The organism is Lacticaseibacillus sp. YLM2-1, from assembly GCF_056583465.1.
Genome location: NZ_CM152617.1, coordinates 1317741 through 1342014 on the forward strand (window position 1 = coordinate 1317741; position 24274 = coordinate 1342014).

The window sequence follows — 24274 nt, forward strand, 5'->3', positions numbered from 1 at the left end:
GGTACCACGTTTGCTCGTCCTAATATTAGGGCGGGCTTTTTTGATTTCAATTAATAAAGGAGCGGGTCACGTGAAAATTAAAGATACCTTGAACATGGGTAAAACCAGTTTCCCAATGCGCGCTGGTTTACCGAAGAATGAACCGATTTGGCAGAAAAAGTGGGATGAGGACCACGTCTATGAGCAACGCCAAAAATTAAATGAAGGCAAGCCAACGTTTATGCTACATGATGGCCCGCCATTTGCGAATGGCAATATTCATATGGGTCACGCCTTGAATAAGATCAGTAAAGATATTATTGTTCGCTACAAATCCATGAATGGCTTCCGGGCGCCTTACGTTCCTGGTTGGGATACTCACGGGTTGCCGATTGAACAGCAACTAGCGAAACAAGGTGTGAAGCGCAAGGAAATGTCGATGACCGATTATCGTGAACTTTGTCGGCAGTTTGCCATGCAGGAAATCGACAAACAGCGCACTGACTTCAAACGCCTAGGCGTGATGGGTGACTGGGAACATCCTTACATTACGCTGCAGCATCATTATGAAGCCAGTGAAATTCGGGTTTTTGGTGCCATGGCGAAAAAGGGCTACATCTATCATGGCTTGAAGCCGGTTTACTGGTCATGGTCATCTGAATCGACTCTGGCGGAAGCCGAGATTGAATATCACGATGATAAATCACCATCCATTTACGTCGCCTTTAAAGTGGTGGATGGCAAGGGCTTACTTGACACTGATACCTATCTGGTCATCTGGACCACCACACCTTGGACCATTCCGGCTAACTATGGGATTACGGTTAATCCGCGGTTCGATTACGTTCAGGTTCAAGTTGGCGACAAAAAGTACGTGGTTGCTGCCGAATTACTTGATCGCGTAGCTGAAGAAATTGGCTGGGAAAATCCGAAGATCCTGAAAACCTTTAAGGGCACGGATATGGATAAAATGACTGCTCAGCATCCTTTATATGATCGCACGAGTCTTGTCATGAATGCTGATCATGTCACGTTGGATGCTGGGACTGGACTTGTCCATACAGCGCCTGGTCATGGGGAAGATGACTACAAAGTCGGGGTTAAATACGGCTTGCCTGTCGTCTCAGTGGTTGATGCCAAAGGTTACATGAATGAATATGCGCCTGGTTTTGAAGGTGTCTTTTATGATGATGCCAACAAGCAGATCACCCAAGCACTGGCTGATAAAGGCGCCCTGCTGAAGCTTGATTTCTTCACCCATAGCTATCCGCATGACTGGCGGACAAAGAAGCCGGTTATTTTCCGGGCAACGACACAATGGTTTGCGTCAATTGATGCATTCCGTGATCAGATTCTAAAGGCTATTGATACGGTTGACTTTAAGCCGAGCTGGGGCAAGACACGGCTGTACAATATGATTCGTGATCGTGGCGATTGGGTTATTTCCCGTCAGCGCGCATGGGGCGTGCCGTTGCCGATCTTCTATGCTGAAGATGGCGAACCGATTATTGAAGAAGAGACGATTAATCACGTTGCTGATCTGTTCGGAAAATATGGCTCAAATGTGTGGTTCGAACGAGAGGCGAAAGACTTGTTGCCAGAAGGCTATACGAATCCTCATAGTCCGAATGGTCAATTCACCAAAGAAAAAGACATCATGGATGTGTGGTTCGATTCCGGTTCCTCTCATCAGGCTGTTTTGGCGGCTCGTCCAGAGCTCAGTTTCCCAGCTGATTTGTATTTGGAAGGGTCTGATCAGTATCGCGGCTGGTTTAATTCCAGTTTGATCACCAGCGTTGCTGCCACTGGGGTCGCACCTTATCGCGGTATTTTGTCGCAAGGTTTCACCTTGGACGGCAAAGGACGCAAGATGAGTAAGAGCCTAGGTAACACGATTGTCCCGGCCACGATTGAAAAGCAGTTTGGGGCTGAAATCATCCGGCTGTGGGTCGCAACGGTTGACTCTTCCTCTGATGTGCGAGTTTCTGTAGACAACTTTGCCCAAACTTCTGAAGCTTATCGAAAGATTCGAAATACGATGCGGTTTATGGTAGCTAACACAGGCGACTTCGATCCTGAAAAAGATACGGTTGCTTATGATGAACTTGGATCAGTTGATCGTTACATGATGGTTCGCTTAAACCAAATCATCAAGCAAGTCAAAACAGCTTATGATGCGTATGATTTTGCGACCGTCGAAAAGACTATCAGCAGTTTCCTTGTCAATGATCTGAGTGCTTTCTATTTGGATGTCGCTAAAGATGTTGTGTACATCGAGGCGAAAGATGATGCTAAGCGACGTGGGATGCAAACCGTGATGTTTGCCGCCTTATTGGCCCTCACTAAGTTGATCACGCCGATTCTGCCGCATACAGCAGAAGAAGTTTGGCCATATCTCAAGCAGCCAGAAGCCTATGCTGCTTTGGCTGATATGCCAGAAGCAGAACAGTTTGATGATGAAAGCCAATTGTTAGATATCTGGTCAGGCTTTATGGACTTCCGTTCTGAAGTGCAAAAGGCTTTGGAACTTGCTCGTGACAACAAAGTTATCGGGAAGTCGCTTGAAGCTGCAGTCACAGTTTATCCTTCTGAACCTGTTCGCGATATGCTGGATGACGTCGATGCCAATGTGATGCAGCTTTTGATCACAAGTCACTTCGAAATTGCGCCTGCAACTACAAAGGCACCGGCCGATGCCGAACAGTTTGATGACATGGCTGTTGTTGTAAAACATGCTGACGGCGAAGTTTGCCCACGCTGCCGAATGGTGCGTACAGATATTGGTACAGATCCAAAGTTGCCGCAATTGTGCAGCCGATGTGCAGCTATCGTTGAGGCTAATTTCCCAGATGCTGTCACTAACGGGTTTGATAAGTAGGCGGGTGAAGACATGCAAGGACGCGTTAAAAACTTTAACGTTGACAAAGGCTATGGCTTTATTGAAGCTGAGGGGCAACCGGATATATTCGTTCACTTTTCGGCGATTAATGAACCGGGATTTAAAAGTCTGACGCCCGGTGAAACGGTTGATTTCGTTATTGTTGAAGGGCCTCGGGGTCCACAAGCAGCGAATGTGACGGTTCATCGGTCTGAGGATGGTACACCGCAATAGACTTTTTGATGCCCCGTTGTCGGCTGGCGACAGGGCGCTTACGTAAACTCTAGACAGTAAAAAAACACCGCGAGATCAAATCGCGGTGTTTTTGTATACAGCATTCAGTTTTTGTGGTGCAAGTTTTTAGACTTAAATTACTTGTTGATTTCTTCAATCTTACCGTCATGCGTACGGGCAACGGTCATCTGAGTAACGGGGATGTAACCGAGCTTTGGTACCAATGTCTTTTGGACATTCTTTGACTGAATATAATTGATGAAAGCTGCTGTGGAGGCGTTTGGTTTGCCTTTGGTGTACATATGTTCATAGGCCCAAATCTTCCAAGTGTTGGTGGTCACATTCTTGTCCGTTGGTTGGACATGATTAAGGGCAAGCTTTTGAACACCGTCTTTAATTGCTGAGAAGGCGAGATAGCTGATGGCACCCGGTGTTGTTGAAACCATCTGATAAACAGTACCGCTAGAATCTTGTTCCTGACTGGTTTTAACTTTATTTGTCTTGATCCCGAACTGTTCGAACGTTGCTCGTGTCCCGGAACCTTGTGCGCGGTTAATCAATACGATGGCCTGATCTTTACCACCAACTTCTTTCCAGTTAGTGATCTTGCCTTGGAAAATATCAACTAATTGCTGCGTGGAGATGTTTTTGACGCCGGCGTCCTTGTTGACAACTGGCGCAATCGCAACAACGGCTACCTGATGGTCAACCAGATCATCAGCTTTCAAATCAGATTTTTCTTGGGCAAAAATGTCTGAATTACCGATTGTAACTGAACCGGCTGCAACTTGACTCAAACCGGCGCCTGAACCACCACCTTGCACGGTGATTTCTGCCTTAGGATTGTCTGTTTGATATTGCTTAGCTGCCTGTTCAACCAAAGGCTGTAAAGCTGTTGAACCAACTGCCAAAATCTTGCTCTGCTTGATTGGGGCAGAGCTGGATTTGCTTGAACTGCTGGCGGATTTGGACCCGCAGCCTGCCAATACTAAGGTGGCGGCTAAGGCCACGGTCAAACCGACGAACAATTTCGAATGCTTCATTACTTTTCCCTCCAATACTTGAATAACCTAAGCATAAGGTTGCTGTGTAAAGACTTCGCCACGTTGCTGTAAAGAATACGTTTTACTTTTGTAAAGGCTGTAACGGTTCCTTTGAAATGCCGACAACACTCGGCGTATAATGACGCAGATAGGCTTTATTAAAGGAGCGGAACACGTGAAAAATTACATTGAGGACAAAAATGTTCAGAAAAATCGGTGGTGGATCCTAACTGCCATCGGAATGTTTACAATTATGTCGACGCTAGATGGGTCAATTGTCAACATTGCTTTACCAGTGATGAGTCGCGATTTACATATTCCAATGAATCAAGCGGAGTGGGTGGTTTCGATTTATCTGATGATGATCTGTGGTTTGTTGCTGTTTTTTGGCCGGCTAGGTGATTCAATTGGCAAAATCAAAGTTTTCCGAGTTGGGATGGTGCTATTCTTAATTGGTTCGCTTTTTGCCGGTTTCAACAATAGTCTTGCCTTGTTGCTTGCTGCGCGAATTGTTCAAGCTACTGGTGCATCTATGACCATGGCGAACAATAATGGGATCGTAACGGAGATTTTTCCAATGAATGAGCGCGGTCGCGCCTTGGGTCTGATCGGTTCCTTTGTGTCGATTGGCGCAATTGCTGGTCCTGGGATTGGTGGTTTGATTTTAGGCCAGTTGCCTTGGGGGTATATTTTTTGGATCAATATTCCGATTGGGATTGTCGCTTTGATCCTCGGAACAATTGTTTTGCCAAAAGATCTACCCAGCAGGCGCGTGCCGATTGATTGGGCTGGTTTTGTGACGTTTCTAGTCTTGATTTTGTCCCTTTTTATGGGGATCTTTTTGGGACAAGAACGCGGCTTTACCGATCCCTTCATTCTTGGGCTGTTTGCATTAGCTATCGTGGCGTTCGCTGCCTTTGTTCATATTGAAAATCATAAAACCGATCCATTGGTCAGCTTCAAGATTTTTCAAAACAGTGCGTTTACCCTGAGTTTGTTGTCTGCGTTTTTTATTTTCGTCACGAACTTTTTCTTCAACGTCATTTCGCCGTTTTATCTTCAGAATGCGCGGGGATTATCACCAGAAAAAGCTGGGTACTTATTGATGATTTTTCCGATTGTGCAAGTGATCGTGGCTCCGGTGGCGGGTAGCATTGCTGATCGCATCGGTCCTTATCGCATCACAATGGTAGGGTTGTTGATCATTGTTGCCAGTCAGATTGGGTATGCTTTCTTCAATTTGCAGACATCGTTTATGTTTGTTGCATTGATGATCGGCTTAGTTGGATTTGGCAATGGGCTGTTTCAAGCACCAAATAATACTGTGGTGATGTCGAGTGTGCCGACCCGTGATTTAGGAATTGCTGGCGGTATGAATGCGTTGGCGCGTAATTTAGGAATGGTCGTCGGCATCTCAACGGCCACCACAGTGCTGTTTTCTTCCATGAGTCATACTGCTGGGAAAAAAGTAACCACTTATCTGACTGGGCAACCGGACATTTTCATTTCTGGTATGCATGTTTCTTTTTGGGTTGCGACGGGGTTGTGCATACTAGCGGTGGCTTTAACCGGCTATCGCATGTGGCAGGTACGTCATGAGACAGCTGTCTAAGTGAAAGACATAAAAAAAGCATCCCTGCTTTTTAGTTTCATTGCGGGGATGCTTTTTTAATTGGCGAAGTGTTTTTATAGCAGATAACTGACTGATCAGTTGTCTGGTGTGACGTCTTTGGGGCCTTGATGACTCATATCACCGTGCGTATAATTTAGCAGTTGTTCCTTCAGTTCGCCTTCCATTTGAACCAGTTGCTTTTCGGCATTTTGGCGTTTAACCCGACCGTCTTGTTGAATCTGCAAGGTCTGTTTTAAAGTGTCAATCAAGTCGTTTTGTGTTTGCGTTAACGTCTCAATATCGACAACACCGCGTTCATTTTCCTTCGCAGTTTCAATCGAACTGATCTTCAACATGTCACTGTTCTTCTTTAACAGGTCATTGGTGGTTTGCGAGACTTGTCGCTGGGCCGTGACAGCATCTTTTTGCCGCAACAAGGTGAGGGCGATGGCCACTTGATTTTTCCACAGTGGGATCGCTGTGTTGATGCTGGCTTGAATTTTTTCGGCCAAAGCCTGATTCGTGTTTTGAATCAGGCGAATCTGGGGTGCTTGTTGAATGGTAATTTGTCGAGCCAATTGCAGATCGTAAGCACGTTTATCCAAACGTGACGCGAATTGTTTCAGATCATTGACTTGCTGAATTGCCATTTGGTCATTGGCTGCTTCGGCTGCTTTCACCGCTTCAGGAATGGTTTTGTCATTGAGTTCACGCAACTTAAGATTGGCCGCTTCAATATAAATATTTAGAGCATCAAAATAAGCTTTGTTTTGATCATATAATTCGTCTAACAGCTTGTTATCATTGAGTAACCCGCGTTGTGATGTTTCAAGGCGATTGGCAATCGTATCAATTTGAGCACCGATCTTTTGATACTTCGCAGTGATTTCATAGATTGATCGCTTGACACGGCCAAATAATTTGCGGAAAATATTATTATTTTCAGCTTTTAATTCGTCTGGGTTAGTCTCGTTCAATCTCGTCATGAGACTTGTCAAGGCATCACCGACTGCGCCGGTATCCTGACTTTGAACTTTAGTTAACATGTTTTGTGAAAAGACGCCAAGTTGTTTTTGGGCATCAGCGCCATAATTCAAAACAGTTTCGCCTTTCGTCACATCGATTTTGCTGGCTAATTCTTGTGCTTTTGCTTCTTGTTCAGCACTTAGTTTTGGTCTCGCTGTAGCCGCTGCTTGAACAGCCTCAGCCGAATTGTTGTTGGTCATTGAAGCTTCTGACGTGCTGAAAGGATCGGCCAATAAATCATCTGTCAGATTGGTTTGTTTGTCATCATTCACATTATTCACTCCGTTTCATGCGCCTTATCTGGATCAAGGTGTTTTTTGGCAAGACGAACATCGCTATCGAGATCATCAAGATCATCTTTAATGAAAGCTTGATAGTCTGACTTGATTTTGCCTGCCATAGAAGTCATGGTCGAAAATGCTTTGCCTAAGGTTTCGTACGTATCTGCCGTCTTAACCTCGTGATGCGTAATCTGGGCATATTTTTGCATCAGATCCAGTAAATTAGGTACCTGCTGATAAACGAACGTGCCGGCATCGGTTAAGCGTTGTGGTGCTTGAACAAGTGCCTCAAAATAGGCATGCAGCAGGTCAACCAAATCGGTATTTAATGTGAGCGCACGCAACTTTGGTACTTCTTTTGTGAGTGCCTCGATAGTCCGAATTTGTTCGGCAAGATCGGCCATTGTTTTTCTAAAAAGTTTGATTTCCTCATCACTTAAACCGGATGCAGCATAATGTTCAGCCATCTTCGGATCAAGTGACGGGAGACTGGTTGATTTTGGCTTAGGCCGGCTTAGTTCACCGATATAGCGGGCGAAGGCAAAGACCACACCAATGGACAAGGCGATCACCCAACGTCCGGACAGTGCACCTATTGCCGCACCCATGGCGGCCCAGAGTATAATTCGCCATATGCGAATACGTTTGCTTGTGGCCACGAGATCACTTCCTCTTTCGTTTGCATTTAGTGTAGCACAACCCCGCGGCTTGACTATCAGCCGGAAGTTGGATATTAGTAATTATTTTATTAAGGATGCACGGTTGTAGGTTGGCTGGTGTAAGCTGATAATTAGGGTTGTTTGGCCATTTTGAAGCTTTAGAGGCGAGCATGGACTCGCGCGGTTAGAAACCAGCACTTAAACGGGTTTAGGCGGTGATGACCATTTTTTGGTCATGATGGCCGGGGTCCTTATGTGAAGATTTCTGCGCCTGCGAATGCAGTTAAGGAGGGAAAATCAAGTGGACGAAGAACCGATCGCTCAGCAACGCGTTTTTACTGGGCAATTAATTGCTGTGGATGAACTCACAGTTAAGTTGCCAAACAACACAACCGCACAGCGAGAAATTGTACGCGCCCAACCGGCTGCTGGTGTTTTGGCCTTAAAAGACGACAAGGCGCTGTTTGTCAGCCAGTTTCGATCAACAATCGGTCAGATGACATTAGAGATTCCAGCAGGTAAAATCAATCAAGGAGAAGCACCACTCACAGCTGCACGCCGGGAATTAAATGAAGAAACCGGCATGACGGCGATGAAGTGGCAACCTTTGGCGAGTTACTTTCAGTCACTAGGTTTTTCTGATGCGACCATGGCTTTGTTTCTGGCCAGCGAGCTGCATTTGGCAACCAATCAATTGCATCAGGATCCGGATGAGTTCGTCAAAGGCGAATGGTTGACACTGCCAGAAGCTTGGCAAGCAGTTGATGACGGTCGCATCTGCGATAGCAAAACCTTGCTGGCTTTACTTTATTGGCAGCAGCAAGGAATAGGAGCGTGAACCGGCTTGGTATATAAGAGGTCGTAAGTATGATGGTCATTTTTTGACGAGTGCAATGATGATCCTTATCCGCAGGCTTCTGGCTTGGCAAACGCGTTAAAGGAGGGCAACATGGCGGAAGTTAACACGCGCAAAGCATATCGTGAGGCACAGGAAAAAGAACAACACGCGGCGCGCGCCCGCGAGGCCAAACGAGTTGAAGTTGAAAAAGACTATGCTCGCAAATCCAAAGGCAAACCCGAAATCAAGAATGCCCGTTTTGACGAAGTGACCTTCAGGAAGGTCAACAGTCTCAAAAAAAGATTGAATTGGGCCATCGGGATTGTCTTTGGCTTGTTGGTGATTGTTTTTCTGGTACTCTATTTTGGGTAAGCTAGCTATTCTTGGCACTTACCAGAAATGGTTACTGTAGCGCAAGCGCAGTGGAAGAAAGTTGATTCACTCATATTATAGAAGAAAGAACGGAGCGATATTTTGATAAAAGTCGGCGTTATTTGTGCCATGGAAGAAGAAATCAGGACCTTACTGGCCAAACAGACTCAGCAACATGAAACGGTGATTGCCAGTCAACATTATTTTGAGGGCCAAATTGACGGGATTGATGTGATTTTGGTTCAGTCTGGTATTGGCAAGGTTCAAGCGGCCATGACGGCGGCTTTGTTGTTGGGAACTTTTAAACCGGATGTTGTGATTAACACCGGAAGTGCCGGTGGTATTGGTCAAGGTCTGGCGATCGGTGATGTTGTTATTTCGAGCGGGGTTGCGTATCATGATGTGGATGCAACGGCTTTTGGTTACTTACCAGGGCAGTTGCCGCAACAGCCGCAAATTTTTGAAGCCGATTTAGACTATGTGGCTAAAATTCAGGCGGCAGCCAGCACAACCGGTTTAACGTCAAAGGTTGGTCTCATTGTGACAGGCGACAAGTTTGTTAACGGTCAGGATGCGATTGCGGCAATTCTGAAAATCTATCCGCAGGCGTTAGCAAGCGAAATGGAAGGGGCGGCTATCGGTCAGGTGGCCAAAGAGTTCCATACCCCGTTTGTTGTCATCCGGGCAATGAGCGATGTCGCTGACGAGCAGTCCGGAGTGGATTTTGACAAATTTGTGATCAAGGCGGGCGAACAAAGTGCTGCGATGCTTCTTAGCTTTTTTGCTCACCTACAGGCATCACCTCAGTCTTAGGAGTTGATTGTTAATATGCAACATGTTTATCTTGATAACGCGGCGACCACACCCATGGCCCCAGAAGTGATTCAGACCATGATGGACCAAATGGAGCACGATTTTGGTAATGCCAGTTCGACTCATTGGTTTGGCCGAACAGCTCATACTGTCATGGACAAGAGTCGCAAAATTTTGGCCGATGCAATCCATGCGCAGCCCGGAAATATGGTGATCACCAGTGGCGCAACAGAAAGTAACAATACGGCGATCACTCAAACGGCGCATACGCGCGCTAGTTTGGGGAAGCACATCATTACAACGGCTATTGAACATCCCTCCGTTTTGCAGCCGCTAAAAGCCTTGGAAAAGGAAGGCTTTCGGGTGACGTATCTGCCAGTCGACGAAAATGGCCGAATCAGTTTAGCTGATTTTGACGCGGCTTTGGACGATGACACTATCTTAGTGACCATCATGATGGGCAATAATGAGGTTGGCAGTCGGATGCCAATCAGTGAAATTGGTGCGCGACTAGTCGATCATCAAGCTTGGTTTCATACAGATGCAACCCAGGCTTTTGGCTTACTAGACATCGATGTTCAAGCGCAACACATTGATATGTTAAGTGTTTCGGCGCACAAAATTAACGGACCCAAAGGCATCGGTTTTCTTTACCGCGATCCTAAGGTTCAGTTCCCGTCTTTGTTGAAAGGTGGCGAGCAGGAGTTGAAACGTCGTGCTGGTACAGAAAACATTGCTGGCATTGCCGGGTTTGCAACGGCGGTTAGTCTGATCACGTCTGATGAGAAGGCTAAGCGGCAGTCAAAGTATCTTGGTTTTAAGCAGCAGATTATGGGTGCATTGGATGATGCGGAGATTCCCTATGCAGTTAATGGTGATATTCGGCCAGATAATGTCAATCACGTTTTCAATATCTGGTTGAAGGGGATCTCAACATACGCTTTGCAAACCAACCTTGATTTGGCTGGCATTGCAGTTTCTGGTGGTTCTGCCTGCACAGCTGGTTCACTTGAGCCTTCACACGTTTTAACTGCCATGTTTGGCGCTGATAGCCCGCGGCTTGGCGAGTCGATTCGTTTGTCATTTGGCGCGCAGACAACCAAAGCAGATATTCAGGCGTTTATTGATGCCCTGTTACCAATCGTGCAACGGCTTCAGGCAAAACAATCGGCGCGATAAGTCTGGTTTGCGAGTGACCCGTTACCATGCGTTTCAACGGTTAAAAAGCTCAAAATTGTCTGTCACCACCTAATAATCCTTATCAACCTCCCCAGTGTTGCGACCAATATGCTAAACTTATAAACAGTCAAGCGTGTTCCTCGCATGCGCTGAAATAAAAACAGTTTCACCACCTTTTTGCTGGTGAAACTGTTTAGGGGAGGTTTTTGTATGGCACTAGCAGCAACCGGATCCGCACAAGGCGATCCGAAAACCTATCAAATCGGGTCAGCGTTGAAACGATTTACCTTGATAGATTTAGGCTTTGTTCAAACTAAGAACGGCAATTTTCAACTGCAACGCTCGCTTGATCCAAATTCACCGTACACAACGGCAAACAAGCTGAAAATGACGGTGGCAAAGAATTTAGATAAGTTCCAGCTCGATGTCACAACGGGCAATGGTCTTAAAGCGATTAACATTTTCAAAACCGATGCCACAAAAGAAAATGTCGAGCAATATCAATATTGGATCAACAATTTGATTGAGCGCGGTGTGATTGAAGCAAAATAGGATGTATGCCGCGCTTTAACATTAAGCTGCCACGATGTTGGCCTCAGGGAGGCTGACAGCTTAGCAGCTTTTTTGCTTTCTTTGATTAGATCAAACCTTACGAAGCGATCGTATTCACAGTAAAAATGTCAATCCGTAGCAAATTAGTTCTTATGATTATCAGAAACGCTAAAGTGATAAGCTGAAATTAACGAAGAAAAGAAATGGAGGGATAATATGTTTGACCACGGCTTCATTGAGGTCCACGATGCTAACCAAAATAACTTGCAACACGTCAACGTAAAGATTCCTAAGGATGCGATTAGTGTTTTCGTCGGCCGATCAGGTTCAGGCAAGTCTTCTTTAGTTTTTGATACCATTGCCGCTGAGTCCCGCCGCGAACTGAATGAGACTTTTCCGAGTTTTACCCAACAGTATCTACCTAAATATGGTCAGCCGGATGTCGGCCAAATCGACCATTTACCAGTGGCAATTGTTGTCGAGCAGAAGCGCATTGGTAAAAATGCGCGGTCAACGCTTGCCACCTATACGGGTATTTATTCCTTGTTGCGGTTGTTGTTTTCACGAGCTGGCAAGCCGTTTATTGGCTATTCGGACACTTTTTCTTTTAACCTGCCACAGGGAATGTGCAAGACATGTCAGGGACTCGGGTATGTGGATGACATTGATGTTAAAAAGTTAATTGACCCGAACAAATCGTTGAATCAGGGCGCGATTACGTTTGTCAGTTTTGGACCAGACACGTGGCGGTGGAAACGCTACGCTTACAGTGGTTTATTTGATAATGACAAACGATTGGGCGACTATACAAAGCAGGAAATGGACACCTTATTGTATGCCCCGCAGCAAACACTAGATCATGCGCCAACAAAGTGGCCTAAAACAGCTTTGTACGAAGGCGTTGTGCCGCGAATCAGGCGGTCCATTATTGGTAAGAAAGAGGCTGAACATCATAAGACGGCATTGGCAGAAATTGTCACCCGTATGCCATGTCCAACATGCCATGGAACACGTTTGCGGCCAGAGGTTTTGACTTGTTTCATCAATCAAACGAATATTGCTCAAGTGCTGCAAATGGATCTCGTCAAGGTTCGCCATTTTCTGAATGGCATTCAAGAACCACTTGTTCAGGACGTGATCCGTGAGCTGTTACGAAAAATCGATTCTTTGATTGACATTGGGTTAGGCTACCTATCCCTTGATCGACCGACTGAGACATTGTCGGGCGGCGAAACCCAGCGCATTAAAATTGCTAAGTTTTTGACTAGTGCCTTAGTCGATATGGTTTACATTTTGGATGAGCCCAGTGTTGGCTTGCATCCGCATGATATTGAATTAATCAAGCGTGCCATTTTGCGTTTGAAGGAGAAAGGCAACACTATTTTAATCGTTGAACACAATCCGGCACTGATTGCGATTGGCGATAATATTGTCGAAGTGGGTCCTGGAGCGGGGACAACGGGCGGGCATATCACCTTTACAGGTACCTACCAAGCCCTTTTAGACAGTGACACTTTGACAGGAAAACTGTTGAAACAGCCATTGACTTTTCGCCAGCCGCGGCCAGCCACATCAACGATTTCATTACAGCATATTCATCGACATAATTTAAAAGATGTTAGTGTCGCAGTGCCGCTGGGCATTGAAACTGTGATTTCCGGGGTCGCTGGTTCCGGGAAGAGTACGTTGGTATCTGCTTTACGTGATCAGTTAACCGCACCATATATTGATTTGGCACAAGCCGATATCGGTGCTAATATCCGCTCAACGCCTGCCACATACCTCTCAATCCTCGATCCAATTCGCAAAGTCTTTGCTGACGCGAACCATGTGGCTAGCAGTTGGTTTAGTTACAACGGTCGCGGCGCTTGCCCACGTTGTAAGGGTAAAGGTGTGACCATTACCAATATGGCGTTCATGGATCCGGTTGTACAGACTTGTGAACAATGTCATGGACGACGTTACAATGATCAGGCGCTGAGCTACACTTATCATGATAAAAATATTTCTGACGTGCTGCGCATGCCGATTACAAAAGCACAAAACTTTTTTGCGGATGTACCGGCTATTGCCGCACCCTTGCGAAATATGGCACGGGTTGGCCTCGACTATCTAACACTTGGGCAACCATTGACCACACTTTCCGGTGGCGAAAAGCAGCGTTTAAAGTTGGCTGTCGAATTGAACCGCACCGGTACCTTGTACTTGCTTGATGAGCCAACCGCTGGCCTACATTTGCAAGATGTGAAAAAGTTGATTCAGCTATTTGACGAACTTGTCGCAGATGGCAACTCGTTGATCATCGTTGAACACAACTTAGAGGTCATTAGTCAGGCAGACTGGCTCATTGACATGGGTCCAGACGCTGGCATCTATGGTGGTCAAGTCCGCTATACGGGGACACCTGAAAATAGCATGACTGTCAAACAATCACGAACGGGACAAGCCATGAAACAATACAATCAGGCGCCGGAACGGCAACAAAATAATAGGCATTGACGCCAAACTTGATTTATTTGTATTGACCGTTCTGCGTCACGTTGCACTGAAGCAAGAATGAGCTGGTGACTTGTTGTTTGCTTGGATCATCAGAGAAAAACTAAACTAGCATATAGCATAGACCAGAAAATGATGGTTTGCAGTTCCGCGTAAGCAGCCGTCAGCCTAAATAGCCAAAGCTCAGCTATTTGGACTGGCGGCTGTTTATGTCTAGATCGCTATTGGCAAGCTTGTTATTTTTGGCTAAAACGCGTTCGCCACCCCAGAAGCCTGCGTGTAAGGACCTTGGATGCAATGGCCAAACCCGGGCCATCACACCCAAGGCCACTTACACTTCGGTTTCTAACCGGGGTGGGTCACGCTCTTGATGAAACGCGTTCGCAGGCGCAGAAACCTGCACATAAGGACCTCAAGCCAAATGGCCAAAGACCAGCCATTTAGGCTTGAGGCTACTTATGCTCCGCTTTCTACCCGCGCCTGCTCACGCTCTAACAGTTGCTATCTCATCATTCACTGTTATAATGGTTTTTACTGGAATTCGACCTTCAAATCGGATATCTCCAGAATCTGATGAAATGATGGTGATTGTTTTGGACAATTCCAACATCCGTGTTGTTGTCGGCATGTCCGGCGGCGTGGACTCGAGTGTCACGGCGCTGTTGCTGAAACAACAAGGTTATGATGTCGTCGGGGTCTTTATGAAGAACTGGGACGACACAGACGAAAATGGCGTCTGTACAGCAACAACGGACTATGAGGACGTCGCCAAGGTTGCTAGTGAAATCGGCATCCCATATTACTCGATTAACTTTGAGAAGGAATATTGGGATCGGGTTTTTCAATACTTCCTCGATGAGTACAAGGCTGGCCGCACACCAAACCCTGACGTGATGTGCAACAAGGAGATCAAATTTAAGGCTTTCTTGGACTACGCTGATCAGCTCAACGCGGATTATATTGCGATGGGTCACTATGCGCAGGTTAAGACAGACGAAAACGGGATCGTGCACATGCTTCGCGGCGCTGATGGCAATAAGGATCAAACGTACTTTTTGAGCCAGCTTTCGCAGGATCAGCTTAAGAAGTCGCTTTTCCCAATTGGTCATTTGCAGAAACCCGAGGTTCGTAAAATCGCCGAGGCAGCGGGACTGGCAACGGCAAAGAAGAAGGACTCGACTGGTATTTGCTTTATCGGCGAGCGCAATTTCAAGCAGTTTTTGAGCACGTATCTGCCAGCTCAGCCGGGCAAAATGATGACGGTGGATGGTGTCGAGATGGGTACCCATGATGGCTTGATGTATTACACAATCGGTCAACGCCAAGGCCTCGGCATAGGCGGTAACTCAGATAATTCTGAGCCATGGTTTGTGGTAGGCAAAGATTTAGACAAGAACATCTTGTATGTCGGCCAAGGGTTTGACAACCCAGCCTTGATGGCCACCAGCTTGAGCGCTTCTAACCTTAACTGGACGACTGGTCAGGCACCGGCAGAAGGCACCCACATGACGGCCAAGTTCCGTTATCGTCAGCGGGATACAGGGGTGACGCTTCATTATCATGATGATGGCACCGCCACTGTTGACTTTGACGTGCCAGTTCGCGCAATCACACCGGGTCAGGCGGTTGTCTTTTATGACGGCGACGAGTGCTTGGGTGGTGGAACCATAGATGCTGCATACGCACACACGAATGAGTTACAGTACGTTTAATTAAACTGAGTGCAAAAAGAAAGTCGGCGATTATGTCGGCTTTTTTACATAGCGGCGGCTGATTGCTGCTTGAAACGCGTTCGCAGGCGCAAAAATCTGCACATAAGGACCTTGATTGCAATGGCCAAACCCGGGCCATCACGTTCAAGGCCGCTTATGCTCCGGTTTCTAACCGCGCTTGCTCACGCTCTTGTCTGAAAACGCGTTCGCAGGCGCAGAAACCTGCACATAAGGACCTTGACCGCAATGGCCAAACCCGGGCCATCACGTTCAAGGCCGCTTATGCTCCGGTTTCTAACCGCGTCTGCTCACGCTCTGCTTGAAACGCGATCACCACCCCAGAAACCTGCGTGTAAGGACCTTGACCGCAATGGCCAAACCCGGGCCATCACGTTCAAGGCCACTTACACTCCGGTTTCTAACCGGGGTGGCTCACGCTCTGCTTGAAATTTTCCTTCAAAATCTCGATAATGAAAGAGTTAAGATGCGAAAGGATAGTACGGTCATTGATTGGGACTTTTGAATCATTGGCTGTGACTAAAGGGGATTGACTTGTGACGAAGTTGTATTTTGTACGTCATGGCAAAACAGAATGGAATAATCAAGGACGTTATCAAGGAGCTAATGGGGACTCGCCGTTATTGCCGGAGAGTTATGCGCAAATTAAGGCGTTGGCCGGTTATTTGCAAGGAATTCCTTTTATGCATGCTTATGTCAGTCCATTAAAGCGTGCACGAACAACTGCCCAAACCTTGATTAAAGATTTGGATGAGTCAATTCCGTTGACCATTATGCCAGCTTTGCGGGAGTTCAATCTCGGTAAAATGGAAGGGATGACGTTTACTGATGTAGGTAAGCATTTTCCTCAGGAGCTGCATGCCTTTCGTCATGAACCGGCAGCCTATGATCCACGAAAAATACATGGGGAATCTTTTTCACAACTGATTAATCGGGCTATTCCGGCGATCGTGGCGACTGTGGCCATGGATCGCACTGGTGAGGCTAATTTGCTGTACGTCAGCCACGGGGCCGCACTCGCTGCGGTGATTCAAAGTCTGTTGGGCACACCACTGGCGGATATTCGCAAAGACGGAGGTTTGACCAATAGCAGTGTGACCATTTTGCACGCAGATGGACCGACCTTGCCGTTTACCTTGCTGGATTGGAATGAAACCAGTTTCTTACCGGAACCGCCAAAAGCAACGGATACGATTTGAGTTGCTACGGCTGTCAACAACGAGATAAGAGGGTCAAATGGATTCAAAAATTTTAACCATGTTCAACCAAGGCAAGCATGAGGAGGCGATTCAAGCGGCAGTCAAAGCCATTGATGCTGCCCCTGATGATCCGAAACGCTATGCGATGTTGGCAACAATGCTGATTAGTATCAAAGCGCTGGATCAGGCCGGTGAATTGCTGGCCAAAGCGCGCCAGCTTTTTCCAGAGGATCTGGAATTGCAATACACCGCTGGCTTGTTTGCGTATGCTCAAGCGGACTTTGCGGCTGCAGTCTCATGGTTTGCCAAGGTTAGAACCGACCAGACTTTGAAAAATGATGCTACCTACATGTTGGCTTTAAGCTACCAACAAGCTGGCCAGCCAACGAAGGCATTGGCGTTTGCATTAACGGCGCATGACTTGGCGCCAAAGCAGCTCGATGCCGCCCTTTTAGCAGCTGATTTGCTGATGGCAAACGATGTATTTGATGCAGCAGCCCGAGTGTTGAAACCATTGTTGGCAACCGAACAGCCACAGGTTCTGTTCACGTACGGCATGGCACTGAGCGCCGCTGGTAAAGATGGCAGTCATTATTTGAACAAGGCCAAGGCACTCGATCCAAAAGGGTATGATCAAAAAGCTAACATTGTCGCTGATATCAACCGATTCTTGCGATTGCAGGAGGGTCAAGATGGACACGCGTGAGGAGACTGTCACCGGTCGGGTCAAAAGTATCTTTTTCCAGAATCCAACAAATTTTTTTAAAATTCTTCTGATCGAAATCTCTGCGACGACTATCACCTGGACAGAGTCAGATATTGTGGTGACAGGAACGTTTGGTGATATTAAGGAAGATGCGACCTACACGTTCACTGGGCATGTCGTGGATCATCCTAAGTATGGGCAGCAGTTTCAAGCAGACAATTACCATGCGGATCAGCCGACGAATAAAAGTGGGCTGGTCGATTATTTGAGCTCAGATAAGTTCCCGGGGATCGGTCCGAAAACGGCAACGAAAATTATCGATCATTTGGGTATGGATGCTATTGACAAGATTCTGGATGATCCGAAGGTTTTGGCAGGCTTAGGCATGACAGCTGCCAAGCGTGATATGTTGGCGACAAATCTGAAATCGAATCAAGGCATGGAACGGGTTATTATTGGTCTTAACGATTACGGCTTTACTAGCAATATGGCAGGTCGTATTTACCAACAATATCAAAATGACGCCTTAGATGTGATTAAGCACAATCCGTATCAATTGATTAACGATATTGATGGTATCGGCTTTACTCGGGCTGATCAGATTGCGGCAAAATTGGCGATTGCCCCGACTTCGCAGCTTCGTCTTGGCGGTGCAGTGATGGATACCCTGCAACGGTTGACCGATGGCGAAGGTGATACCTATGTGACGCTGAAGTCATTGGTCACTCAGACACTTGATTTATTGGAACGGGCGAGAAACGTTGCCGTTTCGCCAGACGCAGTAGGACAGGCAATTGTGACGCTGGCTAAAGACAATGCCCTGATTGCAGAAGGCGACCGCATTTTCCCGAAACGATTATATGATGCTGAATGGCAGATTGGTCGGCAACTAAAAGGACTGGCAGAGGCAGACGCAACGGCTACTGAACCTGAATTGGCTGAGATTGAAAAAACGTTAGCGGCGGTCGAGGCGGATACCGGTATTGCGTATGATGCGACGCAAAGAAAAGCCATTGTCACGGCGTTACAGTCGCCCATTTTTCTGTTGACTGGAGGACCTGGTACTGGGAAAACCACAGTAACAGATGGTATCGTGCGGACGTATGCACGGTTGCATGACCTTTCATTGGATCTTGATCAGTATACGACTGACGAGCCATTTCCAATCATGCTGGCAGCGCCAACCGGGCGAGCAGCGAAACGGATTAGTGAAACCACCCAACTGCCAGCCAGTACGATTCATCGCCTGCTCGGTTTAGGTGTTGACACGCAAGAATTTGCACCTAATGAGTTACCAAATGGCCTGTTGATTATTGATGAGATGTCAATGGTTGACACTTACTTGTTCCGGACGCTTTTAACGGCATTACATCCCGGAATGAAAATTGTCTTGGTTGGCGATAAAGACCAGTTACCAAGTGTCGGTCCCGGACAAGTATTCGCTGATTTATTGCGCAGCGGCGTGCTGCCGCAAACAGCGCTGACGCATATTCATCGTCAGGATGCCGACAGTTCAATTATTCCGCTAGCGCATGCAGTGAATGCTGGCAAGTTGCCGGATGATTTTACCAAGCCGCAAGTTGATCGCAGTTTTTTGGCGTGTGCGCCTAGTCAGGTACCTGAAGTTGTCGGACAAGTGGTGCAACGAGCCGCAGTCAAACAATTCTCGATCGCGGATATTCAAGTGTTGGCACCTATGTACCGCGGAACCGCTGGTATTGATCGTTTGAATCCGTTACTGCAAAACATTTTGAATCCAAAACGCAGTGCCCGAACGAAAGCAATTCAGTTTGGAGAAACGGAATATCGAATTGGTGATAAGGTGTTGCAACTGGTCAATGATCCCAACCAAAATGTTTTTAACGGTGAAATCGGTCAGATTGTCGGCATTACTTTGGGCAAGGAAGCCGAAAGCAAGACGGACGAATTAACGATTGATTTTGACGGCAATGAAATCACTTGCAAACGCAGTGATTTTAATAAGATTACGCTTGCTTATGCCACCTCGATTCATAAAGCCCAAGGCAGTGAGTTCCCGATGGTGATTTTGCCGCTCACTTTGCAAAGCCGCCGGATGTTGCGACGTAACTTGTTGTACACCGCCATTACGCGGGCTAAATCATTTTTGATTTTGGTTGGCGAACTGGCAGCCTTTCAGGAAGCGGTCAGTGAAGTAGCCGTTAATCGACATACTGGGCTGGTCGATCGGCTCATGACCGTATTTGGCAAAACCGTTGCCCCTCAGGTTGCTGATGCTTCAGCAACCAAGGATATTTCAGCAAGTCCCAGTGAGCCGCAAATTGACACAACTGCACTTGACTTGGATAATGAAGTTAAACAACAACCACCGGCAGCGCACCAATTAACGCCTGCCTTGGTGGCTTCTCAACGAATCGATCCCATGATTGGGATGGATGGTATGACTCCGCAAATGTTTATGACGAAGGAGAATTAACTAGCTATGGAGGACAACATACGCAAGTCACTGGTGATTAAGCCAGTGACGCCTCAGGATCTCGAGCAGTTCAACGATCTATTAACTTATGTGTTTCAAGTGACTCAAAAGGACTTGGAACAATCCGGTTATGAGGAAGGGGAGTTAGAACGAGCTAAGCGTCCAGTTTTAGAGAAATCGGATGTTTTGGGCTGGTTTCACAAAGATGAGCTTGTCAGTTCACTGGCCATTTATCCTTGCACAGTGAATATTCACGGCACATTATACAAAATGGCTGGTTTGACAGGGGTTGGCACGTATCCAGAGTATGCCGGCCACGGTTTGATGCACGATCTTGTCCGACTTGGCTTGCAGCATATGCGTGACCACAAGCAGTGGATTTCGTATTTATATCCTTACAGCATCCCTTTTTACCGAAAAAAGGGATGGGAAATCATGTCCGATCATCTCACTTTTGACGTGAAAGACACACAATTACCTAAACAGGTGAATGTGCCCGGACATGTTGAGCGTCTGGAAATCGATGATCCTGATGTAATTGAAACGTATAATCGCTTCGCCATGAAAAATCATGGGGCGATGATCCGCAACCAGTTGAATTGGGACGAATACTGGCGTTGGGAAAACGAGGAGGAGCGTACGGCTGGTGTTTATTATGACGCCAACGATGAACCACAAGGCTATGTTCTTTATTGGATTGCCGACGAGGTTTTCCACGTCAAGGAAATGATTTACACCAACCAAGAAGCCCGAGTCGGCTTATGGAACTTTATTAGTGCTCATTTTTCAATGGTGACGCACGTTAAAGGTAACATTTACAAAAATGAACCGTTGCACTTTTTGTTAGATGATGGTGATATCTATCAGACGATCAAACCATACTTTATGGCCCGGATTGTGGATGTGAAGGCTTTTCTGAAGCAGTATCCGTTTGCGGCTGAAACGCCTGAGTCGTTTCATTTTGTCGTAACTGATCCTTTGGCGCCGTGGAACAATGGGACCTTTGGGGTTTATTGGGACGAAAAAAATCAAGTTCAAATTACTGACCGACCGGTGGGTGAAGAGATAAAAACTGATATCCAAACCCTAACAACCATGTTGATGAGTTATCGGCGGCCATCGTATTTGGCCCAGATTGAACGACTTTTTGCTAGTAAGCATGCGATTAAGTTGCTGGAAAATGCCATTCCAATGGAAGAACCTTATTTTTCAGATTATTTTTGATCGTCATGTTCAATCACAGAAAAGCGCTGCACCTACCAGAAGAAAACTGGCGGTACAGCGCTTTTTGATCGGTTTAAATACTGCGATCAATCCAAAATTTTTGTTTGGCCATTGAGAAGTCGATTTCAAACGGCCGTGTTCCCATTTCCTCGCCATCCATCTGACCAAACTCGAGCGAACTGGTCTCAACTGTTAACTTGTCTGCGTGGAAAATGTGAGTAGCCCGACATGTCGGTTTTTTACCACGCATGAGTTGAATCATCGCCAACGCCCATGAGACGATATTAAACCATTCAACAATCACGAGATCAAGTTTCCCGTCGGTTGGGTTAGCCGGTTTGTAAAGACGAATGCCGCCGCCAAAATAAGGAATGTTGGTGGTGGTGCAGATATAGGCGCGATGAAAAAAATGGCGAACGCCTTTTTCATAGACGGCAACCGGGAAGGGACGGCGAGTCATCAGCATACCGACAACATGAAATAAGTAGGTGAGTTTACCAAGATGCAGCCTATTGAGCAATTGCTTACTATCACTGCGGTTAGCAGCGTTAACAACGGCAGCGTCAAAGCCAATACCGATATTATTCACGAAATAGCCACTTTCGCCGCGGGTGCGTTCATGAAATCGCCCGATATCAATCGTAACCGCTTCTGTAGCCTGTAATACTTGTTCCAGCGCATGCATCGGATCTTCAGACATACCGATACCGCGAGCGAAATCATTACCCGATCCGGCTGGTACGTAAGCAACAGGAATCTCTGACTGGCGTGTGCCAGCTAACCCATTGATCGCTTGATTCAAGGTGCCATCCCCGCCAATGACTAACAAAACCGGATGCTCACGTCGATTGAAATCACCAATTTGCTTTGTGATCACGTTGGTATGTCCGGGATAGCGGGAAGTTTTGATGGCATAAGCCAAATGACGCTGATCCAAAACGGCCTTCACTTGTTTATAAATTGGAATCGACGAACCACCGCCAGCCGCCGGATTATAGATAATATAATAAAAAACAGCCGTCATCAGCTTTCCTCCTAATAGACACGCACTCAATTATACCGAAAATAAGGCGAAAAACAATGGAACAGTGACGACCTTATTGTCATCAAACGAACATTTTTTGAAGAGGCAGATGACTACAAACCAGCAAAGTGTCGGTCCAGCACCTAGCAAGGCGGTAACAGGATTTTAATCATGATTTTTGGCAATAGATGCCAATAAAAAAGCCACGCGACAAGCACCTAAGTGGTTGTCGCGTGACTGTTAATCATTTTCAGTTAATGAGTGACGTTGCCAGCTATCTGACCGGAATTTAGAGCAAAATCAGCATCGGTAAAATAACCGGGTGTCGTTCTGTTTTGTCGAACAAAAATTCTTGCAAGTTGCTGGTGATTGCATCTTTTAAGCTAGCTTCCGTCACCTTTTCACTGCTTGAGAAGGTTGACTTAATGGTGCGATAGACGCGCCGCTGAGCCTGATTAATCAACTCGCCGGATTCACGCATATAGATGAAGCCGCGAGAAAGCAGATCAGGACCAGCTAAGACCGCTTGTTTTTGCATATTGATCGTAGCAACGACCACAACCAAGCCTTCCTCAGACAACATGCGCCGATCACGAATGACAGCATTTCCGATGTCGCCGACACCATTGCCATCAATGTAAACATCGCCAGCAGGGAAGTGACCGGCAATTCGAGCACTATCTTGCGTAAGAGCTAATACATCGCCATTTTCCATAATGTAGCAATTCTTTTCAGGGACGCCGCATTGTTGGGCAAGTTCGCAATGAATCTTTTGCATCCGATATTCACCATGGCAAGCCATAAAGAATTTTGGCTTGATTAGCCGCAACATAAGCTTCTGGTCTTCTTGACCGCCGTGACCGGAAGTGTGGACGTTGTTGACCTTGCCATGGATGACCTCGGCACCAGCTTCACTTAGCTGATTGATCACGTGATTAACACTGACAGTATTGCCGGGAATCGGATTACTGGAGAAGATGACGGTATCCCCAGGTTGAATACTGATTTGTCGATGCGTGCCATTAGCAATTCGGCTCAGCGCTGCCATTGGTTCGCCTTGTGAACCGGTACAGAGGATCATCACTTTATCAGCTGGCATCGAATTAAGTTGATGGGCATCAATCAAGACGTCATCAGGGATGTTAAGGTAGCCAAGTTCGCGGCCATTGACCATCGCAGTTTCCATTGAACGGCCAAAAACAGCAATTTTACGACCGTGTGCCATTGCCGCATCAGCTGCTTGGGCGATCCGTGAAATGTTTGACGCAAAGGTGGCAAATATGATGCGACCATCAATTCGATCAAAAATGTGGCGAATTGACTTGCCAACAAATCGTTCTGACTTAGTAAATGTTGGTACTTCCGCGTTGGTCGAATCCGACATCAGTACCAGCACGCCTTCTTCGGCGAACCGGCACATTTTTTGGAAGTTAGGGGATGGCTGATCGCCAACCGGCGTGAGATCAAACTTGAAGTCCCCGGTTTGAATGACGATGCCTTGCGGTGTATGAACCGCGATGCCCAGCGTATCCGGAATACTGTGGGTCGTGCGGAAGAACTCAACACTAAGTTTTTTGAACTTCAACACGGTGTCTTCGTTAATTTCAGTTAATTTGGTAGTGCGTAACAAACCGTGTTCTTCAAGTTTGCCACGAATCAAAGCTGCTGCTAACGGACCAGCGTAAATTGGCACATTCGGTACCTGCTGTAAGAAGTAGGGAATACCACCAATATGATCTTCATGTCCGTGAGTAATAACCAGTGCTTTGATCTTGTCTTTGTTTTGAACCAAGTAGGAATAATCGGAAATGACATAATCAATCCCAAGCAGATCATCTTCAGGGAACTTGATCCCTGCATCAATCACGATGATTTCATCTTGGAATTGAACCCCGTACATGTTCTTCCCAATTTCACCTAAACCGCCGACAGCAAAGACGGCGGTTTCGTTATTCTTAATATTTAATTTCATAT

19 protein-coding genes are annotated in these 24274 nt (G+C 46.6%); 14 read left to right on the plus strand and 5 right to left on the minus strand.

Features of this window, described 5'->3' with window-relative positions; translation table 11 throughout:
• Positions 1 to 70 precede the first annotated feature (70 nt).
• A complete protein-coding gene (gene ileS / locus AC07KQ_RS06475) occupies positions 71 to 2857 on the plus strand; it encodes an isoleucine--tRNA ligase (protein WP_003565178.1) in 2787 nt (928 codons plus the stop codon).
• A 12-nt stretch (positions 2858 to 2869) separates the two neighbouring features.
• The gene (locus AC07KQ_RS06480) at positions 2870 to 3091 is read left to right on the plus strand and encodes a cold shock domain-containing protein (protein WP_003565181.1); all 222 of its coding nucleotides are present in this window, start codon (positions 2870 to 2872) and stop codon (positions 3089 to 3091) included.
• 137 nt (positions 3092 to 3228) lie between these two features.
• Here AC07KQ_RS06480 and AC07KQ_RS06485 read toward each other — a convergent pair whose 3' ends face one another.
• Positions 3229 to 4134: a phosphate ABC transporter substrate-binding protein PstS family protein gene (locus tag AC07KQ_RS06485; protein ID WP_003565182.1), complete on the minus strand. Its 906-nt coding sequence runs from the start codon at positions 4132 to 4134 to the stop codon at positions 3229 to 3231.
• A 175-nt stretch (positions 4135 to 4309) separates the two neighbouring features.
• Here AC07KQ_RS06485 and AC07KQ_RS06490 point away from each other — a divergent pair, with 175 nt between their 5' ends.
• Entirely contained in the window at positions 4310 to 5746 is a 1437-nt protein-coding gene (locus AC07KQ_RS06490) for an MFS transporter (RefSeq protein ID WP_003658327.1), read from the plus strand.
• A 95-nt stretch (positions 5747 to 5841) separates the two neighbouring features.
• Here AC07KQ_RS06490 and AC07KQ_RS06495 read toward each other — a convergent pair whose 3' ends face one another.
• Entirely contained in the window at positions 5842 to 7053 is a 1212-nt protein-coding gene (locus AC07KQ_RS06495; protein WP_480156631.1) for a toxic anion resistance protein, read from the minus strand.
• Positions 7050 to 7712: a 5-bromo-4-chloroindolyl phosphate hydrolysis family protein gene (locus tag AC07KQ_RS06500; RefSeq protein ID WP_003565189.1), complete on the minus strand. Its 663-nt coding sequence runs from the start codon at positions 7710 to 7712 to the stop codon at positions 7050 to 7052. The genes AC07KQ_RS06495 and AC07KQ_RS06500 overlap by 4 nt, the downstream gene beginning before the upstream one ends.
• A 301-nt stretch (positions 7713 to 8013) precedes the next feature.
• Here AC07KQ_RS06500 and AC07KQ_RS06505 point away from each other — a divergent pair, with 301 nt between their 5' ends.
• From AC07KQ_RS06505 to AC07KQ_RS06555, 11 genes are all read left to right on the plus strand, one after another.
• Positions 8014 to 8550: an NUDIX hydrolase gene (locus AC07KQ_RS06505; RefSeq protein WP_003565190.1), complete on the plus strand. Its 537-nt coding sequence runs from the start codon at positions 8014 to 8016 to the stop codon at positions 8548 to 8550.
• A 111-nt stretch (positions 8551 to 8661) separates the two neighbouring features.
• On the plus strand, positions 8662 to 8922 hold the full coding sequence (locus tag AC07KQ_RS06510) for a membrane protein (RefSeq protein ID WP_003565192.1): 261 nt from the start codon (positions 8662 to 8664) through the stop codon (positions 8920 to 8922).
• Positions 8923 to 9024: 102 nt separating this feature from the next.
• Positions 9025 to 9735, plus strand: a complete 711-nt coding sequence (locus tag AC07KQ_RS06515) for a 5'-methylthioadenosine/adenosylhomocysteine nucleosidase (protein WP_003565193.1) — start codon at positions 9025 to 9027, stop codon at positions 9733 to 9735.
• Between the two features lie 15 nt (positions 9736 to 9750).
• Complete coding sequence (locus AC07KQ_RS06520; protein ID WP_003565195.1) at positions 9751 to 10914, plus strand: cysteine desulfurase family protein; 1164 nt, start codon at positions 9751 to 9753, stop codon at positions 10912 to 10914.
• A gap of 210 nt (positions 10915 to 11124) precedes the next feature.
• Positions 11125 to 11466, plus strand: a complete 342-nt coding sequence (locus tag AC07KQ_RS06525; RefSeq protein ID WP_003570154.1) for a DUF1831 domain-containing protein — start codon at positions 11125 to 11127, stop codon at positions 11464 to 11466.
• 216 nt (positions 11467 to 11682) lie between these two features.
• Entirely contained in the window at positions 11683 to 13965 is a 2283-nt protein-coding gene (locus AC07KQ_RS06530) for an ATP-binding cassette domain-containing protein (protein ID WP_013245687.1), read from the plus strand.
• A 575-nt stretch (positions 13966 to 14540) separates the two neighbouring features.
• A complete protein-coding gene (gene mnmA, locus AC07KQ_RS06535; RefSeq protein ID WP_003565200.1) occupies positions 14541 to 15674 on the plus strand; it encodes a tRNA 2-thiouridine(34) synthase MnmA in 1134 nt (377 codons plus the stop codon).
• Positions 15675 to 16228: 554 nt separating this feature from the next.
• Complete coding sequence (locus AC07KQ_RS06540; protein WP_003565202.1) at positions 16229 to 16891, plus strand: histidine phosphatase family protein; 663 nt, start codon at positions 16229 to 16231, stop codon at positions 16889 to 16891.
• Between the two features lie 37 nt (positions 16892 to 16928).
• A complete protein-coding gene (locus AC07KQ_RS06545) occupies positions 16929 to 17597 on the plus strand; it encodes a CDC27 family protein (RefSeq protein WP_003565204.1) in 669 nt (222 codons plus the stop codon).
• Positions 17584 to 20052, plus strand: a complete 2469-nt coding sequence (recD2, locus tag AC07KQ_RS06550) for an SF1B family DNA helicase RecD2 (RefSeq protein ID WP_480156632.1) — start codon at positions 17584 to 17586, stop codon at positions 20050 to 20052. The genes AC07KQ_RS06545 and recD2 overlap by 14 nt, the downstream gene beginning before the upstream one ends.
• 6 nt (positions 20053 to 20058) lie before the next feature.
• Entirely contained in the window at positions 20059 to 21276 is a 1218-nt protein-coding gene (locus tag AC07KQ_RS06555) for a GNAT family N-acetyltransferase (RefSeq protein WP_003565208.1), read from the plus strand.
• A gap of 73 nt (positions 21277 to 21349) precedes the next feature.
• Here AC07KQ_RS06555 and AC07KQ_RS06560 read toward each other — a convergent pair whose 3' ends face one another.
• Both AC07KQ_RS06560 and rnjA read right to left on the minus strand, forming a co-directional pair.
• Positions 21350 to 22300, minus strand: a complete 951-nt coding sequence (locus AC07KQ_RS06560; RefSeq protein ID WP_013245691.1) for a diacylglycerol/lipid kinase family protein — start codon at positions 22298 to 22300, stop codon at positions 21350 to 21352.
• A 289-nt stretch (positions 22301 to 22589) separates the two neighbouring features.
• Positions 22590 to 24272: a ribonuclease J1 gene (gene rnjA / locus AC07KQ_RS06565; protein WP_003565212.1), complete on the minus strand. Its 1683-nt coding sequence runs from the start codon at positions 24270 to 24272 to the stop codon at positions 22590 to 22592.
• Positions 24273 to 24274: the final 2 nt, after the last annotated feature.

Excerpts from the sequence above, each read along its gene's own strand:
- AC07KQ_RS06545 (WP_003565204.1), top strand. The coding sequence starts at position 16,929 with ATGGATTCAAAAATTTTAACCATGTTCAACCAAGGCAAGCATGAGGAG.
- AC07KQ_RS06510 (WP_003565192.1), top strand. The coding sequence starts at position 8,662 with ATGGCGGAAGTTAACACGCGCAAAGCATATCGTGAGGCACAGGAAAAA.
- recD2 (WP_480156632.1), top strand. The coding sequence starts at position 17,584 with ATGGACACGCGTGAGGAGACTGTCACCGGTCGGGTCAAAAGTATCTTT.
- mnmA (WP_003565200.1), top strand. The coding sequence starts at position 14,541 with ATGATGGTGATTGTTTTGGACAATTCCAACATCCGTGTTGTTGTCGGC.
- AC07KQ_RS06530 (WP_013245687.1), top strand. The coding sequence starts at position 11,683 with ATGTTTGACCACGGCTTCATTGAGGTCCACGATGCTAACCAAAATAAC.
- AC07KQ_RS06485 (WP_003565182.1), bottom strand. The coding sequence starts at position 4,134 with ATGAAGCATTCGAAATTGTTCGTCGGTTTGACCGTGGCCTTAGCCGCC.
- AC07KQ_RS06480 (WP_003565181.1), top strand. The coding sequence starts at position 2,870 with ATGCAAGGACGCGTTAAAAACTTTAACGTTGACAAAGGCTATGGCTTT.
- AC07KQ_RS06555 (WP_003565208.1), top strand. The coding sequence starts at position 20,059 with ATGGAGGACAACATACGCAAGTCACTGGTGATTAAGCCAGTGACGCCT.
- AC07KQ_RS06520 (WP_003565195.1), top strand. The coding sequence starts at position 9,751 with ATGCAACATGTTTATCTTGATAACGCGGCGACCACACCCATGGCCCCA.
- AC07KQ_RS06560 (WP_013245691.1), bottom strand. The coding sequence starts at position 22,300 with ATGACGGCTGTTTTTTATTATATTATCTATAATCCGGCGGCTGGCGGT.
- AC07KQ_RS06525 (WP_003570154.1), top strand. The coding sequence starts at position 11,125 with ATGGCACTAGCAGCAACCGGATCCGCACAAGGCGATCCGAAAACCTAT.
- rnjA (WP_003565212.1), bottom strand. The coding sequence starts at position 24,272 with ATGAAATTAAATATTAAGAATAACGAAACCGCCGTCTTTGCTGTCGGC.